The 16,845-nt window shown below is 59.7% G+C and carries 16 protein-coding genes; 12 read left to right on the forward strand and 4 right to left on the reverse strand.

Features of this window, described 5'->3' with window-relative positions:
* Window positions 1-8: 8 nt before the first annotated feature.
* Window positions 9-1,463 (reverse strand): AMP-binding protein, encoded by a 1,455-nt coding sequence (locus tag GbCGDNIH6_RS00185; protein WP_081369886.1) that lies wholly within the window; start codon window positions 1,461-1,463, stop codon window positions 9-11.
* A gap of 201 nt (window positions 1,464-1,664) precedes the next feature.
* Here GbCGDNIH6_RS00185 and GbCGDNIH6_RS00190 point away from each other — a divergent pair, with 201 nt between their 5' ends.
* The 6 genes from GbCGDNIH6_RS00190 (at window position 1,665) to GbCGDNIH6_RS00215 (ending at window position 6,416) form a co-directional block, all read left to right on the forward strand.
* On the forward strand, window positions 1,665-2,510 hold the full coding sequence (locus GbCGDNIH6_RS00190) for a polysaccharide deacetylase family protein (RefSeq protein ID WP_198355774.1): 846 nt from the start codon (window positions 1,665-1,667) through the stop codon (window positions 2,508-2,510).
* A gap of 151 nt (window positions 2,511-2,661) precedes the next feature.
* The gene (gene exbB / locus GbCGDNIH6_RS00195; RefSeq protein ID WP_072562427.1) at window positions 2,662-3,600 is read left to right on the forward strand and encodes a tonB-system energizer ExbB; all 939 of its coding nucleotides are present in this window, start codon (window positions 2,662-2,664) and stop codon (window positions 3,598-3,600) included.
* A 33-nt stretch (window positions 3,601-3,633) separates the two neighbouring features.
* Window positions 3,634-4,068 carry a TonB system transport protein ExbD gene (exbD, locus tag GbCGDNIH6_RS00200; protein ID WP_072562428.1) on the forward strand — a complete coding sequence of 145 codons (435 nt, stop codon included), beginning with the start codon at window positions 3,634-3,636 and terminating at the stop codon, window positions 4,066-4,068.
* A complete protein-coding gene (locus GbCGDNIH6_RS00205) occupies window positions 4,068-4,958 on the forward strand; it encodes an energy transducer TonB (RefSeq protein WP_072562429.1) in 891 nt (296 codons plus the stop codon). The genes exbD and GbCGDNIH6_RS00205 overlap by 1 nt, the downstream gene beginning before the upstream one ends.
* Before the next feature lie 238 nt (window positions 4,959-5,196).
* Complete coding sequence (locus GbCGDNIH6_RS00210; protein ID WP_072562430.1) at window positions 5,197-5,820, forward strand: hypothetical protein; 624 nt, start codon at window positions 5,197-5,199, stop codon at window positions 5,818-5,820.
* 14 nt (window positions 5,821-5,834) lie between these two features.
* Window positions 5,835-6,416 (forward strand): hypothetical protein, encoded by a 582-nt coding sequence (locus GbCGDNIH6_RS00215; protein WP_072562431.1) that lies wholly within the window; start codon window positions 5,835-5,837, stop codon window positions 6,414-6,416.
* Between the two features lie 91 nt (window positions 6,417-6,507).
* Here GbCGDNIH6_RS00215 and GbCGDNIH6_RS00220 read toward each other — a convergent pair whose 3' ends face one another.
* The 3 genes from GbCGDNIH6_RS00220 to GbCGDNIH6_RS00230 form a co-directional block, all read right to left on the reverse strand.
* Window positions 6,508-8,160, reverse strand: a complete 1,653-nt coding sequence (locus tag GbCGDNIH6_RS00220; protein WP_072562432.1) for a copper resistance D family protein — start codon at window positions 8,158-8,160, stop codon at window positions 6,508-6,510.
* Between the two features lie 18 nt (window positions 8,161-8,178).
* Entirely contained in the window at window positions 8,179-8,565 is a 387-nt protein-coding gene (locus GbCGDNIH6_RS00225; RefSeq protein WP_198355775.1) for a copper resistance CopC family protein, read from the reverse strand.
* 111 nt (window positions 8,566-8,676) lie between these two features.
* Window positions 8,677-9,549 carry a L,D-transpeptidase family protein gene (locus GbCGDNIH6_RS00230; RefSeq protein WP_232449855.1) on the reverse strand — a complete coding sequence of 291 codons (873 nt, stop codon included), beginning with the start codon at window positions 9,547-9,549 and terminating at the stop codon, window positions 8,677-8,679.
* Window positions 9,550-9,939: 390 nt separating this feature from the next.
* On the opposite strand from GbCGDNIH6_RS00230, the gene GbCGDNIH6_RS00235 reads away from it, so the two are divergent.
* The 6 genes from GbCGDNIH6_RS00235 (at window position 9,940) to GbCGDNIH6_RS00260 (ending at window position 16,839) form a co-directional block, all read left to right on the forward strand.
* Window positions 9,940-11,658, forward strand: coding sequence for a formate--tetrahydrofolate ligase (locus tag GbCGDNIH6_RS00235; protein WP_072562433.1), 1,719 nt, complete (start codon window positions 9,940-9,942; stop codon window positions 11,656-11,658).
* A 91-nt stretch (window positions 11,659-11,749) separates the two neighbouring features.
* On the forward strand, window positions 11,750-12,934 hold the full coding sequence (locus GbCGDNIH6_RS00240; protein WP_011630756.1) for an aminotransferase class V-fold PLP-dependent enzyme: 1,185 nt from the start codon (window positions 11,750-11,752) through the stop codon (window positions 12,932-12,934).
* 126 nt (window positions 12,935-13,060) lie between these two features.
* Window positions 13,061-13,999, forward strand: a complete 939-nt coding sequence (locus GbCGDNIH6_RS00245; RefSeq protein WP_072564187.1) for a D-2-hydroxyacid dehydrogenase — start codon at window positions 13,061-13,063, stop codon at window positions 13,997-13,999.
* A gap of 48 nt (window positions 14,000-14,047) precedes the next feature.
* The gene (locus GbCGDNIH6_RS00250; protein WP_072562434.1) at window positions 14,048-14,920 is read left to right on the forward strand and encodes an NADP-dependent methylenetetrahydromethanopterin/methylenetetrahydrofolate dehydrogenase; all 873 of its coding nucleotides are present in this window, start codon (window positions 14,048-14,050) and stop codon (window positions 14,918-14,920) included.
* Entirely contained in the window at window positions 14,920-15,561 is a 642-nt protein-coding gene (fchA, locus tag GbCGDNIH6_RS00255; RefSeq protein WP_025285641.1) for a methenyltetrahydrofolate cyclohydrolase, read from the forward strand. The genes GbCGDNIH6_RS00250 and fchA overlap by 1 nt, the downstream gene beginning before the upstream one ends.
* A 108-nt stretch (window positions 15,562-15,669) precedes the next feature.
* Window positions 15,670-16,839, forward strand: a complete 1,170-nt coding sequence (locus GbCGDNIH6_RS00260) for a malate--CoA ligase subunit beta (protein ID WP_011630760.1) — start codon at window positions 15,670-15,672, stop codon at window positions 16,837-16,839.
* Window positions 16,840-16,845: the final 6 nt, after the last annotated feature.

The following is a 16,845-nucleotide window of genomic DNA, read 5'->3' on the forward strand; positions in this document are numbered from 1 at the left end:
CGTGATCTTTAAGAAGCAATTGTGTTCATACGATGGAGCATGTCCTCTATTGCGCTGCGCGGCAGTTTACCAAGCGCATTACGGGGTAATGATTCGACTTTCACTATGCGACGCGGCAGGAAGGCAGGGTCGATCCGGGCACGGAGCCCCTCCATAATAGTGGTAACCGAACAGCCTGGCGCGACCACCAGCGCGATCAGCTTTGCTTCCAGATTGTTCGCGTCGTCTGTTTTGTGGAAGGGGAGATAGAAAGTGCCATCTTCTACCCCCGGAAGCTCCGACAGAATATGGCTCAGCCCGGCCAGAGAGGCGCGCTTGCCGCCGCGTTTGATCATATCTGCCTGACGGCCGAGCAACCGGAAGGAGCGGTCCGGCAGGAGGGCAACAATATCCGCAAGCTTTGTATCCGGGCAGAAAGGAGCCTGTGCAAGAGGTTGATCAATTTCGATCCCGTCCTGACCAGCCCCACTCCCCCCGGCGGCTTCAAGGCTTACCCCATCCAGCAGATGCCACTTGTCTTCAGCAATCGTCCGGCGGGTGGCGAATGAGCCGATTTCGGTAGCACCGTAGATTTCATGCACCTCTGTGCCAAAACGTGCCTCAAACCCGGAGGCCAGAGGCGGGGACAGGGGGGCGGTGGCTGAAATGGTGCGCAACAGGGGCGGAGCTGGCAGGGCCGCATCCTGCATCGCCCGCATATGCAGCGGTGTGCATACCAGCATACGCGGGGCCGGAATCCGTTCCAGCGCATGGGTTATATCGGCCGGATAAAAAGCCGGGCCACACCATATCGCCGCTTTGGCATGCAGGGGCAGAAGGATGGACAGTTCAAACCCGTACATATGCTGGGATGGAACAGGCGCCACCATGTGGCAAGGCGTGTCAGTTTCTGTTGACAGGGCAAAGCGAGTGCCGATGGCCCGGCTGCGATCCACCAGAGCGCGCCATCGTTTGGGATGGGCCACCGGGTTTCCTGTTGATCCGGAGGTGAAAGCAATGGCGGCAATCCGGTCATCGGGAATGTCGTGAGGGGGGTGGGTCCAGACGGAAGCACCGCTCATGTCCCATACCACGAAACTCCATCCTTGTTGCCGTGCAAGATCAATGATGTCGGTATCTGATGATGACAGCAGCAATGCTGTTCCCGGATAGCACTGAATCAGGTGTTCAAGCCCGTGCAGGGTGCGCTCGGCCGTCATCAGTGCAGGAATGCCCATGATCTGTGCGGCAGCAAAACCTGTAGCGACCGCCAGCCGATTCCTGGAGGGCAGGGCCAGAAACCGGCATGCCGGTAGCTGCCGTGTCAGCAGATCGGCTTCTCCCAGAAACATCGCGACTGTGACGGCTCCACCCTGGCCGGCCCCATCCGGCGTCAGAAAAAGCGTCTCGTGAGGCTGCCGGTCGGTCAGAACCGTGCTGGCCGGTGTGCGCCGGGTTACCGATAGAGCATGAGTCGTAAGCAAAATATATCCTGACAGGAAGAAGCATAAAACATGACCGGGGCCGTCGGGTTAAATATCAGGTCGGGCGGGAGAGTAACATTTGATTTTTTGTCATTCTTGTCTTTCATTTCCGGTCAAACAGATATTTCATTATCCCATCATGAATGCTACGGGCGAGGCGTGATACGTTCGAAAGCCGACAGGCTGTTTCCGGCTCGTTCCTTGACCGCTCTGATTCTTGGCAGGCCGGCTCTTCCCGTCACATTCAGTGTCGATCTGGAAGATCACGGGGGGGGGCTTGATCGCCTCGCGGGGAATGCAAGCCATCTGCTGGATTGGTTGGCATCCTGCCATGTGCGGGCAACGATTTTTACCGTGGGGGAGTTGGGACGCACCGCCCCGGCGATCATCCGGCGCTTTGCCGAAGCAGGTCACGAAATCGCCTGCCATGGAGAGGTGCATGAGCGGCTGGAACGGCTGTCCCCGGCGCAGTTGCGCACAGGTCTGATCGCGGCGCGTCAGCGGCTGAGCGATCTTTCCGGCCAGTCTGTCGAGGGTTTCCGTGCGCCCGAGTTCTCATTGACGCCGCTGACGCCATGGGTACCGAATGTTCTGGCAGAGGCCGGGTATCTCTGGTCCTCCTCCATCATGCCGACCCGGCTGAGGGGAGGGAAGGCCCCGATTGGTTGGGCCGGACTGCCTGCTCGCCCATTTCTATGGTCCTCCGGAGTGCTAGAAATCCCGGTCCCGCTGTTTCGCATTGGTCCTTTCCACGTGCCTTTCATGGGGGGAATGTGGCTGCGTTATCTGCCTTTGCCCTTGTTGTGTCTGGCTATAAAACGGATGGGGGATCAGCCGTCATGGGCCTACTGCCACCCTTATGATATTGATACCCAAGAAAAATTTTCACTTTTACCCGGTCGCTCCTGTGTGGCCAGTATGGCGATGTGGGCCAATCGTGGTCGTATGGTCGAAAGAATGACGATTCTGGCAGCAAATCCTGCTCCCTGTTTTGGGGAAAGGGTGCCGCTCTGGCGGCAACAGGCCGTCACGATACAGAAACAATAGGCGGCTGGGCCAATGTTGGATGCTTGCAGCCAGCGGAAATCAGGCTGTTTTTCAAGGAAAACGGGGCAGCCTCCCGGAATTAAGATTGCGTTGATGCTGCGAATGCAGTAACTGCCCCTTTCTTGCGAATTATTCGCAACCGGAGAGACCGATGAGCATTCATAGCAATCGGCTGGCAAGTGTGCGTGGCGCGCTGACGGCTGTGTTTCTGACAGCGACGTCTTTTTCGCTGGGGGCTGTTATTGTATGGCCGGGCATTGTTTCCGCCCAGACGGCTTCATCACAAACAGCACCAGCACCAGCGGCATCCGCCACGGTTGGAACGTCGGCAGGAAGCTCCGCACCTACGCCGGACGCGGCGTCTACCGCTGCTCCGAAAATTACCGAGGCTGCTGTGGATGCCGATCTGCCGCATGATTTATCGGTTCAGGCGATGTTCCATAATGCGGACATGGTCGTGAAAGCCGTGATGCTGGGTCTGGTTGCGGCCTCCATCCTGACCTGGACCATTCTTCTGGCGAAAGGGATCGAGATTGCCGGTGCCCGCCGCTCCCTGCGCCGTGATCTGAGCGAGGCCATGGCCGAGCGTTCTCTGGCTACTCTTCAGGCCCGCCAGCATGGGCGCGGTATGAGTCCGGGCGTGGCTATGGTCAATGCGGCGGCAGAGGAAATCATCGCATCAGGTGATCGGACCGGCGGCATTCAGGAGCGTGTCGTCTCCCGTCTACGTCGTCTGGAGGCAGCTTATGGCCGCCGTATCGGGCGTGGTACCGGCTTTCTGGCGACCATTGGTGCGACTTCGCCCTTTATCGGTCTGTTCGGGACGGTATGGGGCATCATGAACAGCTTCATCGGCATTTCCCAGTCGCATACTACCAATCTGGCGGTGGTGGCCCCCGGCATTGCGGAAGCGCTGCTTGCAACCGCCACGGGTCTGGTGGCGGCCATTCCCGCGGTGGTGATCTATAACAGCTTCGCCCGTATCACCGGTGGCTATCGCGCGCAGCTGACCGATCTGACGGCGGCGGTTACCCGGATTGTTTCCAGGGATCTGGATAGCCAGCGCTCCTTGCGCCACGCCGCCGAGTAATCTGTTTCAAGCGATCCTGACGGAGTAACCATCATGGCGATGGGTGTGGGCGATCTGGAGACCGCAGGCGGCGATGATCTGGCCGAGGCGCATGAAATCAATGTGACGCCCTTTATCGATGTGATGCTGGTGCTGCTGATCATTTTCATGGTCGCGGCCCCGCTGGCGACGGTGGATGTAGCGGTTGATCTTCCCTCCTCGACCTCCAAAATCCAGAAGCGGCCGGAAAAGCCGGTTTTTGTCAGCCTGAAGGCGGACAAGACCCTGACCGTGGGTGAGGAAGCGGTGCCTGAAGCCATGCTGGGTCAGGCGGTGGCACAGGTTACGCATGGTGATAAGGAACAGAGGATTTTTCTTCGCGCCGATAAGACGGTGCCTTATGAGGCGCTGATGAAGGCGATGGATTCCCTGCGGGCAGCGGGATACCTGAAAATCGGCCTGGTGACTCTGGATGCGGCGGTGAACTGATGGTGTCGGCCGCAACACCTGACCGGACTGTACAGACCATCCGTCCGGTCGTCCCGCAGCCCCTCCTCCCCGGATTGGCCGGGTTGTCCCTTGGCCCGAGCGGCTTGCCGGAGTCCGGAACCCGTGCGCTGCTGCGCTATTCGGGGGCCTGTCTGGTGATTCTGGGGCTGCATGCGGCCCTGTTCGTCTATGTCAGCCAGCTTCATCCTGTGCCGATCGGCGACAGCAATGATTCTCCTCCGGCGGTCATGATTGATCTGCCTCCTGCTGCACCCACGCCATCGGCCCCCCCTCCTGACGATATGACCCGCCCTCAACTGCCGCCGCAGCCAGAGGTGCAGCCGCTTCAGGAAACCCAAAAACTGCCCGAAATCCCCCCTTCTCCAGCACCCTCGCCGGAAGCGGTGTTGCCGCCTCCGCCTAAAGCCCCGCCGGTTCCGCAGCATCCAAAACCGAAGCCGGTGCAGCCGCCAAAGCCAAAACCGGTTCAGAAACCGGCTGAGCATGTCGAAGAAAATTCCAAGGATGCTCCGCCTGCTCCGGCGGCGCCGCCCTCTCCGGATGCTGCGCAGGCTGCTTCAGCCGCGCGTCAGGCACAGGCGTCATGGTACGGAAGGGTGGCTGGACATCTGCTGCGCTTCAAGCGGTACCCTCGTATGGCCGAGCTGCGGCATGAGGAAGGCGTGGTCAAGGTCCGCTTTTCTGTGGATGAGGCTGGCCATGTGACGGGCTTTACCATCCTGACCTCTTCCGGCCATGAACTGCTGGATGAGGGTGCGCGGGAATGGATCGACCGTGCACAGCCGCTGCCGCCGCCGCCGCAGGAGATAAGCCATGGTCGCCCGATGGTGCTCAGTGTTCCGCTCAGCTTTACGATCGCTGATCGCTGATCATCTTCGCCGGTGATGAATGCAGCAAAGGCCGCCATTCCGGGCGGCCTTTGCTTTTTGGGGCTGTCCGGAGAGGTACTTCATCCTGTGTCCGCCTCAAAAGTAATATCGCAAATAAGAATTACTTGCAATTAAACCATCGAATCGTCTACCACCGGGAAAGAGGGGCGGACCAGCCGGCCGTCCCCCGATCAGGCGGTTTCTTCCAACCCCTGCGGCAACGGGCGGAGCGGTGGATATGGATCATGGTTTTGCAGAAGGATGGTTTCCTGCCCCCTCACTGGCTTTGGGGTCACAGGAAACCAGCATTCTGACGGCCTTGCGTATGGCGATCAGGGCGGTGGGTGATATCGGGTTTGCGATGGGCGATCCGCCCTCCACGCTTGGATCGCAGACGCAGGAGAACACGCTGTATGTGCGGGGAATCCTGTCCGGACTGGCGGATATCAACTGTGCCCTGCAACAGGCCGGTTATCGCGGTTGGCAGATGGAGCCTCCCGGATCGCTGGGAATGACGCGCGATGAGCGTCGATTTCTGCGGGCGGTGAAAGTGGCCGGGACCGGGGACAGGCGGCTGCTGGATAATTACCTGTTCAAGCTGGCTCTGGACCGGAAATTGCGGATGAAACTGGCGCTGATCATTCAAAGCATTGCAGCTTGGGGACAGGGCATGCCGGATGGATCGCCACAGACCGCATCCAGCCCCGGCGCAGCTGCTTCTCACCCAGCCTATTCAAGTCTGTCCGGTTCCAGCCCAACCCGGAGTCACGGAATTCTTCCCGCCCCTGCACTGGCGGCGCTGCGGGCACGGGGGTGTTCGCCGGATAATCTCATCATCGACTGGATCAGTGAACAAGCGTGAAAGGATTTGGCCTCATGCGGCCTGACAAACAGGATGAACAGGCCGTCGAGGCTGGGGCGGAGGAGCATTCGCCAAGACCCGGTAAGGCCAGGCAGGTCTGCGGCCGTCTGGCACAGATGGACCCCGCGCTCAGGGCCGGTCACGAATTGCCGATGGTCGAACACGCCCTGTTATGGACCATGCGCGCGTGGGCCATTGGTGTCTCACGCCGGGTCGATACCTCTGCGGCGATTCAGGAGGTGTATCAGCGGCTCGGAATCCCGGCGGCGGCGCTGTATCTGGATGGTTTCATGTGGGCGCTGTGCCGTGGCGCCAGCCGTCAGCTTGATGTCAACTGCGTCTGTCAGACCGTTGTCAGTCAGGATGAGGCGCTGTTGCTGGACGTACTGGCACTGGCACAGGAACAGCGATACGAGGCCATGATCGTATTGTCCGGCATGACAAAACCGGAGGCGGCTATAGCCGGATGTGAGAATGCCGGGCAGCTTATGCGTTTGCTCAATACGGCCGGGCATGTGATGTCCCGCGCCAGCGCGGCCCTGCGGCGGCATGCGTTTGGAACAATGGAGGAAGGCATGTCTACCGCCCTGCATTGAGGGGTGGAAAGGCGACAAGTCACGGAAAAGGCCGTCGAACATGGGTTCGGCGGCCTTTTATATGTTCACAGCCACTGGTGCGGAGGGACTGTCAGGCTTCCCGGTAAGACAGCAGCATCAACCCGATCAGGACGAAGCAGACCGGCCAGATCCATCCTGCAATCCGGGCGGTTCGGCCATCGGCCCTGATCTCCAGCCAGCGAGACCATCCTGCCAGCACCCCGGTCAGGGCCAGCGGAGTATGGGTCAGCTCGATCAGCAGCTGCTCCTTTACATTGGCAATGGCGTGATTATGGGTCAGCAGCAATGCACTGCCGACTGCCGTCAGCAGTGGAAATACCAATGCGGCGCGGGAATGCTCCATCCCGCCAACCCTGACGCGCCATTCGAACAGGCCGAACACCACAATCAGGACCACGAACAGCCTGTGTTGCAGTACCTCCACATCGCGGAGGGAGGCGAAAAATCCTTCCTGGCCCAGCGGCCATACTTCAGGATCGGAGCGCACCAGCAGAAATCCGGCCATCAGCAGGAAAATCAGCGGCCAGTGACGGGCTATCCGTAATCCTGCCCGGTTGAGCAGGGCCAGCGCGCCGATGGCCGCCACGAAAATACCGGCCCAGTGATGATTATATTCGCTCCAGGCGATATCGGCGGCATTACGCGGTGGCAGATCACCGGAACCCGGCTCGAAAGCGAGTTGGGGATTGGTATGGGCTGTGGCGGCTTGCGTATCCAGCTGTTGCTGTTTTTCGATCAAGGCAAGCCGGTCATGATTCGGGGAGGTCAGGCGTGGCCAGACCGGACGGTTGCGTTCGGCGATTTCATGCAGCGTTGCCCGATCCTGCGTCAGATCGATGGCGGGTGGCACGGAGGTCAGAGAGGCCGCGGCAAAAAACAGCGTGAAGCCGATGCCTATTTCCGCTTCAGCAAACCGTTTCATACGGAGCACGGGCGTCGCAGGATCACGCTTCAGCCGCTCGGTGACTTTCAGATTGCCATAGCCGAGCGCCAGCAACATCAACAGCATGACGATCTTGGCTCCGACCATAACACCATAGGCCGTGCCGTAAAATCCCTGCCAAGAGCCGATATAATACCATGCCATGATGATGCCGGAGACGAGAATAAAAGCCACTCCCGCCATGGAAAGGCGCGAAAACCGGGGGCCGACAGCTTGCAATGCGCTCACATCGCTGATGCGAGCGAGCGCGGCCACAAAACATGGGATGCCTCCCACCCAGATTGCGGCCCCTAACTGATGCAATCCTTCCACAACCAGCAGCAGCAGGCTGTTATCGATCCGTGCCGCGGCATGGGTGGTCATGGTGGCGGCCCCAAGTTCGACGGCACCCGCCAGCAGCAATGGCCCCAGCGGTGCACGCAGCCCTCCCCCTGCCAGCAGCACGGCTATGGTGAAAGCGGCAGCGATCTTGATCAGCCCTGATACTGCGAAACCGGCCCCCAGAATATCGCTGATCGGCAGATCAACGGTGCTGGAAATGACGGAGATCTGAAGGCCGATTGCGGCGGCCTCCGTCATCATCAGACCGAGCGCGGACCAGAAAGCGATCCGGGTGCTGTCCCGGATGACATCAGGCCCGACGGCTCCCATTTGTGAAGAGAGTGGGCGGGCCAGGAGAGCCAGAAAGAGAATGGCCCCCAGCATCATCGATTGGGCGACGATGGTCAGCCCGTGAATAACGACGCTGAGATAGCCGAAAACATCAACAAGAAGGGACACTGATATGGTCGCGGATAATCAGAGAGCGCTTTTTGAGACGGTCAGTGGCACATCACCACGTGTGATATGGCCATCCACTGCCAGAACCTGCCAATGCAGCACATAGGCTCCGGGCTGATCGAGCACAGCGGTGACGTCGAGAATATCGGGCTGTCCGTCCGGTGCGATGGTCAGTAAGGTCTTGTGTTTGTCTGGACTTGAAAGCGAAATGCGCGAGCGCTTTTTGTCGATCCGGCTGTTGAAATGAAGTTTGATAGTCTGTCTGCCAGGCTGAACGGTGCTGTTGGCGGCGGGTGTGCTGTCGAGCAGGATGGCATGGGCTGAAGCGGTTTGCGGCATCAGGCCGGCCAGAGCAGCAAGCGTGATCCCGAAAAAGGCAGCGCAGGTCGAGCGGAATACGGTCAAGTCAGACTCTCCGATAAGATTCAATGCCCGGCAAATGAACAAAGAGCAGGCTGCCGGCGTGACGGAACTGCTATCCGCCCGGGAGCAGAGAGAGAGCCGACGGACGGGGGTTTAAAGAGGTGCCCCGCTGCTGTCGATCACCACCATATATTTGCCGGCGATGGGGGTCGGGGTCCGGTCCGGGCGGAGCAGGGTGCGGAAACTGATGTCATAGGCTGCGGTCTGTTCATAATCGGCATCCAGCAAGCCGTGCCGATCCAGAAACAGGTTGAGCGCGGCGGGCAGGCGGACACAGCCCTGAGAAGCTTGCCGCCCGATCCGGCTTTCCAGTACTGCGGGGTCGGTGGCATGCATCAGCAACCGGATATCACCTGTCTCACCATCGGCACGCCAGCCTTTGCGGGCATTTTGCCAGCCGAAATCCCATACCCGCATGCCTTTTACCCCCAGACCGCGGATATGATTTTCATTATAGGTACCTTGTGCCCGGTAATCCAGAATGCCTGTGCTGTGGGGGAAAACGCCGATCGGAGTCAGATAGTGGTCTTTGCGTCCCGGCTGGCCAGTCGAAACATGGGCCTTGCCCAGAATCATCCAGCCGGCAGGATCTCCGCCATCCGCCAGAACGGGCAGCAGATATTGCATGCGCGGTGCACGATCGACCACGATCAGAAGCTGTTCCCGGTCCAGTACGATCCCTGCTTGCTTGATGGCTGAGGCTGTGAGGGCGATCCAGCGGCTTTTTTCTTCCGGTGTGATGGAAAGACTGGTCCGGGGAACTTCCCGCTGCATGGCATGACGCAGGAGAATAGCCTCTGCCATGGCTTCCGGCTTGCCGAGGCTGGGTAGGGATGGAATCAGCGGGATGGCCTGCATCTCGGACGGAGTCGTCTGCAGTGACGGCACCGGCGCTGCCGCCGCCGTCAGTGTTTCAGCCCCTTGGGCATCTCTCACCGAAAAGAGGGAGAGCAGAGAGGCGCACATGACCATCCCACGCCAAAATGCCGCACCTGAAAGAACAAAGACTTTCCCTTCACCTGATATGGAAAGGGATCGAACGGAAAAACGGACCATGGATCGCATCCGGATAAATGAGGACGCCGCGAAGCGATTGAACGACTCTATCCTCAAACATCGTCGGAGGAACGAAGTTTGTGCGTCAGCCACTTAAATGTGTGGTGTCAATGTGTGGTGTCTTTGGCCGGTATCGCGCAAGAAAATAACCAGGAAATCATCTTCGGCATCCTTTCCCGCAATATTATAAGCAAAACCGGGGTTGTTTTGTTCGTTCGGTTACGTTAAATGGCTCCAGAACGTACGATCGTTGCATTAAACTGATAGAAAAATGCAATGACACGGGCAGAGGGGAGCCAGATGTCTACGGAAGCGAACAAGCCGCGCGGCAATCAGCATCAGGAAGCAAAAAGCGACGCCGAGATCGCGCAGGCTGCATTTATGCGCCCGATTGTCGATATTGCGTCAGAAAAGCTGGGCATTGCCGCTGAGCATTTGGCTCCGTATGGCCACTACAAGGCCAAAATTGATTTGAATTATCTATCGTCGCTGGACAGCCGCCCGGATGGTAAGCTGGTTCTGGTGACAGCGATCAGCCCCACCCCGGCGGGGGAAGGCAAAACCACGACGACAGTGGGCCTGACCGATGCGCTGAACCATATCGGCAAGAAGGCAGTTGCCTGTCTGCGTGAGCCTTCGCTGGGTCCGTGTTTCGGTGTGAAGGGTGGCGCTGCCGGCGGCGGATACGCCCAGGTGGTGCCGATGGAAGACATCAACCTGCATTTCACAGGTGATTTCCATGCGATCGGTGCAGCCAACAACCTGCTGGCAGCCCTGATCGACAACCATGTCTACTGGGGTAACGAACTGGGCATCGACCCGCGTCGCATTGGCTGGCGCCGTGCGGTGGACATGAATGACCGTGCCCTGCGCTCCATCGTGTCCTCGCTGGGGGGTGTCTCGAATGGCTATCCGCGTGAGGATGGCTTTGACATCACCGTGGCCTCTGAAGTGATGGCGATTTTCTGCCTCGCCACGGATCTGGATGATTTGCAGCGCCGTCTGGGCAACATCATCGTCGGCCACACCAAGGACCGTAAGCCGATCCGCGCCAGTGAGCTGAGCGCCGCCGGGTCCATGGCCGTGCTGCTGAAAGATGCGATCGCGCCGAATCTGGTGCAGACGCTGGAACATAATCCGGCCTTCATCCATGGCGGCCCGTTCGCCAATATCGCTCATGGCTGCAACAGCGTGATCGCGACCCGCGCCGCGTTGAAGCTGTCCGATTATGTGGTGACGGAAGCGGGCTTCGGTGCCGATCTGGGGGCCGAGAAGTTCTTCGACATCAAGTGCCGCAAGGCTGGCCTTTCTCCGTCTGCCGTGGTGATCGTGGCGACGGTGCGCGCCCTGAAGATGCATGGCGGCGTAGCCAAGGATGCGCTGAAGACCGAAAATGTCGAAGCCGTACAGAAGGGTTTCGCCAATCTGGAACGCCATATCCAGAACGTCCGCAAGTTCGGCGTGCCGGTTGTGGTCGGCGTGAACAAGTTCAGTGCCGATACGGATGCCGAATTCCAGATGCTGCATGATCTATGCGCGAAAATGGGTGTCCCTTGCGTCAGCTCCGACCATTGGGCCAATGGCGGCGCAGGTGCCGCCGATCTGGCGCATGAGGTGGTCAAGCTGGTGGAAGGTGGCTCCGCCGATTTCAAGCCGCTGTATCCGGAGGATATGCCCCTCTGGGACAAGCTGCGTACCATTGCCACCGAGATCTACGGCGCGTCCGATATCACGGCCGATGCGGCCGTGCGCAAGCGGTTCGACGAACTGCAAAAAGAAGGATTCGGTCATCTGCCGATCTGTGTCGCCAAGACTCAGTATAGCTTCAGCACCGATGCGAATTTGCGTGGTGCGCCATCCGGGCACGTCATTCCCGTGCGCGATCTGCGTCTGTCTGCGGGCGCCGAGTTCGTCGTCGCGATCTGCGGCGATATCATGACCATGCCGGGTCTGCCGAAAGTGCCTGCCGCCAACGCGATCCGTCTGGCATCGAATGGTACTATCGCCGGATTGTTCTAAGGCACTTGCCGGGTTTTCTGCTCACCGTAATGTGCGCGTCGCAAACGATGGTCTGCTTGCGATGCGGATCAATATCCTGAGGGAGTTTTCTATGACGGGTCGTCATTTTCTGCACGTGCCGGGTCCCACCAACATTCCGGATCGCGTCCTGCGTGCGATGCATGTTCCCAGCGAGGATCATCGCAACCCGACCTTCCCGAACCTGACCCTGCCGCTGTTCAAGCAGCTGAAGCGTCTGGTCCGCACCGAGACCGGTCAGGCTTTCATCTTCCCGTCTTCCGGCACGGGCGCCTGGGAAGCGGTGATGACCAACACCCTGTCCAGCGGTGACAAGGTTCTGGCTTCCCGCTTCGGCCAGTTCAGCCATCTGTGGATCGACCTGGCCAAGCGCCATGGTCTGGACGTGATCGTTCAGGAAGAAGAATGGGGCACGGGTGCTTCTCCGGAGCACATCCAGGCCGAGCTGGAAAAAGACACCGCGCACCAGATCAAGGCGGTGATGGTGGTTCAGAACGAAACCGCCACCGGCGTTACCAGCGACGTTGCCGCCGTCCGCAAGGCGATCGACGCCGCGAAGCATCCGGCGCTGTTGTTCGTTGATGGCGTCAGCTCCATCGGCTCTATCGATTTCCGCATGGACGACTGGAAGGTCGATGCGATCATCACCGGCTCCCAGAAAGGCCTGATGCTGCCTGCCGGTCTCGGTATTGCTGTCGTCAGCCAGAAGGCGCTGGAAGCGCAGAAGGCCGCCCGCGCCAACAACCCGCTGCGTCGCGTGTATTTCGACTTCGAAGATCAGTCGAAGGCGAATGAAACCGGCTATTTCCCTTACACGCCGGCCCTGCCGCTGCTGTATGGGCTGCGTGAAGCGCTGCAAATCATCCTCGACGAGGAAGGTCTGGATAACGTCATCGCCCGTCACCACTACCTGGCTCAGGGCGTGCGCGAAGCGGTGAAGGCATGGGGCCTGACGCTCTGTGCGAAGGACCAGAAATGGTACAGCGACACCGTCAGCGCCATCCTGGTTCCGGAAGGCTTCAACGGCGCCGATGTGATCTCCCGTGCGTTCAAGCGCTATAACCTCGCTCTGGGCGCCGGTCTGTCACAGGTTGCCGGCAAGCTGTTCCGTATCGGCCATCTGGGCGACCTGAACGAGCTGATGTGCCTGGGTGCCATCACCGGTGCGGAAATGGCGATGCGCGATATCGGCATCGACGTGAAGCCGGGCAGCGGTGCCGCTGCTGCTGAAGAATACTACCGCACGAACGGCAAGTAATTGCCGCATGATGGGGGACGCCTGCATGCGTCCTCCATCATGAATGCCGGAGCGGTCCTTCGGGGCCGCTGTCCGGATACGGAGGATAAGTCTCCGGTTTTTCCCTTCGATGCCAGGATTGCGTCTATGACACAGAAGATCGTTTTTCTCGATCGTGAAACACTTGGTGCCACGATGCGCAAACCCGTTTTTGCGCATGAATATGTCGAATACGACGTAACCGGCCCCGACCAGGTGGTGGAGCGGTTGAAGGACGCAACCATCGTCATCACCAACAAGGTGCCGCTGCGCGCCGATACGCTGGCTCAGCTTCCCAATCTGAAGCTGATTGCGGTCGCGGCGACGGGTACCGATGTCATTGACAAGGTGGCTGCCAAAAAGCAGGGCATCGTTGTCTCCAATATTCGCGGCTATGCGTTCAACACTGTTCCGGAACATGTCGTTGCGCTGATGTTCGCGCTGCGTCGCAACCTGCTGGCCTATGCCGTGGATGTGCAGAACGGCGTGTGGAACAAGGCCCGCCAGTTCTGCTTTTTCCCACATCCGATCCGCGACATTGCCGGCTCCACCATGGGCATTATCGGCTATGGCGCGCTGGGCAAGTCCATTGCCGAGCGGGCGCGTGCGCTGGGCATGAAGGTCATTGCCTATGATGCGTTCCCGCAGGAAGGGCTGGTGGATTTCGAAACCATTCTGCGTGACAGTGACGTGATCACGATTCACGCACCGCTGACCGAAGAGACGCGCAACATGTTCGGCGCGACTGAATTCAAGAAGATGAAGAACAGCGCGATCCTGATTAACACTGCGCGCGGTGGTCTGGTGGACGAAGCCGCTCTGGCTCAGGCGCTGAAAGAGGGCGAAATCGCCGGTGCGGGCTTCGACGTGCTGACGCAGGAGCCGCCGGTGAACGGCAACGTGCTGCTGGATCCCACCATCCCCAATCTGATTGTGACCCCGCATGTCGCCTGGGCAAGCACCGAGGCGATGCAGATTCTGGCCGATCAGCTGGTAGACAATATCGAGGCTTTTGTCTCCGGCAAGCCTGCCAACGTAGTCGAGTAAGATCGTCTTTCACATCAGGACTGCCTCAGGCGGAGAGGAAACGAAACTATGACAGCGAAACTGCTGTATCAGTTTGATACGGACTGGACCCCGAGCGTTTTCGACAGCGTTGTTGCGTATGATGGCGGTGCGGATCATGTGATCGGCCATGCCAATGTGACGCCGGAGAATGTCGGTGCTCTGGTCGATGGCGCGATTTTTACGCGCGGCCCGAAGGAAAAGCGTTTTACCGCTCTATGGATCGGCGGTGGCAGCATGGAGGCCGGTGAGGCCGTGCTGAGCGCGGTGAAGAAGAAATTCTTCGGTAATTTCCGCGTTTCCGTGATGCTGGACAGCAATGGCTCCAACACCACCGCTGCGGCGGGTGTGGCGTTGCTGGCCAAGGCGGCTCCGCTGAAGGGCAAGAAGGCGATCGTGCTGGCCGGAACAGGTCCGGTGGGCATGCGCGCTGCCGGTCTGATGGCGCTCGAAGGGGCCGATGTCACCATCACTGGCCGTCAGAAGGACCGCACTGAAAAAGCCGCTGCTGCGATCAGCAAGCGTTTCGGCGTTGAAGTGAAGGCGGTCGAGGCTGCTGACGCTGCTGCGCGTGAAGCCGTCATTCAGGGGCAGCAGGTGGTCTATGCGGCCGGTGCGATCGGGTTCGAATTGCTGTCCGAAGAGGCCTGGAAAAAGACCTCCTCCATCGAGCTGCTGGCCGATGTGAATGCACAGCCTCCGCTGGGTATTGGCGGGGTTGGCGTTATGGACAAGGGCAAGGAATACGAAGGCGGCGCCGGCACCGTGAAGGGCTTTGGTGCGCTGGGTATCGGTGGTCTGAAGCTGAAGCTGCATCGCGCCTGCATCGCACAGCTTTTCGAGAAGGACGATCAGGTTCTGGACGCAGAGGGTATCTACGCCCTGGCGAAGGAAATGGCGTGATGACCGCGGGAGTCTCGTTCAAGGACGAAAGCGTCGAAGCTTTCCTCGAACAGCTGGCAAGCAAAGCCTCCACCCCTGGTGGTGGCAGTGCCGCTGCGGTGATGGGGGCGATCGGTGCGGCCCTGTCCAGCATGGTCTGCAACCTGACCATCGGTAAAAAGAAATATGCCGAGGTTGAGGAAGAGCTGAAAGGCGTTCTGGCGCAGGCTGATGCGCTGCGTCTGAAGCTGATTGCGGCGATTGAAGAAGACGTGCAGGCTTTCGATGCGGTCATGGGCGCCTACGGCATGCCCAAGACCACGGAAGAGGAACAGGCTGCCCGCAAGCAAGCGATCCAGAAGGCCCTGCATCTGGCTACGGATGCGCCACTGGACTGCGCGCGCCTCTGCCGTGATGCGATTGATCTGGCGGAGATCGTCAGCCGTAAGGGGAATGCCGCTGTCATCAGCGATGGCGGTGTGGCTGTTCTGGCCGCCCATGCCGGCCTGCGCAGCTCGGCACTGAACGTCTATGTCAATGCCAAGGCCATCGAAGACCGTGCATTTGCGGAAAGCCGTCTGCAGGAGCTTCAGGAAATTCTGGGCAGTGCAGGCGAAAAGACGGAAGCGACTTACGAGCTGGTGAGATCACAGCTCGTCTGAGTGATACTACGGGTCCGGAGCGGTTATACGGCATGCTTCCGACCCGATCCTGTCTGGCGCTTACCTGAGGGGGGGAAGGCGCGCATCAACGCGAAGGGAGAGACGTAGATGGACGTCCATGAGTACCAGGCAAAAGAATTGCTTGCGAGCGCCGGCGTTGCCGTGCCCCGCGGTGCAATCGCTTTCAGCGCTGATCAGGCTGTGTACGCCGCGACCGAACTGGGTGGCTGGCATTGGGCGGTCAAGGCCCAGATTCATGCCGGTGCGCGTGGCAAGGCCGGCGGCATCAAGCTGTGCAAGACCTATCATGAAGTGCGCGAGGCTGCTGCCGGCATGCTTGGCAAGCGTCTGGTCACGCATCAGACCGGCCCGGAAGGCAAGCCGGTGCAGCGCGTTTATGTCGAGGTCGCCGATCCCTTCGAGAAAGAATTCTATCTGGGCTTCGTGCTGGATCGTAAGCTGGAGCGCGTCCGCGTGATCGCCTCCGCCGAGGGCGGCATGGAGATCGAGGAAATCGCTTCCAAGCATCCGGAAAAGCTGATCCAGGTGATCGTCGAACCGGCGGTTGGGCTTCAGCAGTTCCAGGCCCGCCAGATCGCCTTCAAGCTGGGCCTGTCCAGCCGTCAGGTGCAGCGTGCGGTGACCAGCATCATGGGGGCCTATCGCGCATTCCGCGATCACGACGCCACCATGCTGGAAATCAATCCTCTGGTTCTGACCAAGGATGACCGCATTCTGGCGCTCGATGCGAAGATGAGCTTCGACGACAACGCCCTGTTCCGCCGTAACAACGTCGCCAACATGCATGATCCCTCTCAGGACGACCCGCGTGAGGCGCAGGCTGCGGAGCACAACCTCAACTATGTGGGTCTGGAAGGCGATATCGGCTGCGTGGTGAATGGCGCCGGTCTGGCGATGGCGACCATGGACGTCATCAAATATGCGGGTGGTGAGCCTGCCAACTTCCTCGATGTCGGCGGCGGCGCAAGCCCCGAGCGTACCGCGACGGCGTTCCGTCTGGTGCTGTCCGACAAGAACGTGAAGGTTGTTCTGGTCAACATTTTCGCCGGCATCAACCGCTGCGACTGGATCGCCGAAGGCGTGGTGCATGCGGTGAAAGAAGTCGATCTGAAGCTTCCGCTGGTGGTGCGTCTGGCAGGCACCAATGTGGAGGAAGGCCGCCGTATTCTGAAAGAAAGCGGCATTTCCGTCATCATGGCCGAAAGCCTGACCGAAGCGGCCGAAAAGGCCGTCGAGGCCGCGAAGGCCGCGGCGTAAGGGGAG

The organism is Granulibacter bethesdensis (assembly GCF_001889525.1).
In the GTDB taxonomy this organism is placed as follows: Bacteria; Pseudomonadota; Alphaproteobacteria; order Acetobacterales; family Acetobacteraceae; genus Granulibacter; species Granulibacter bethesdensis_C.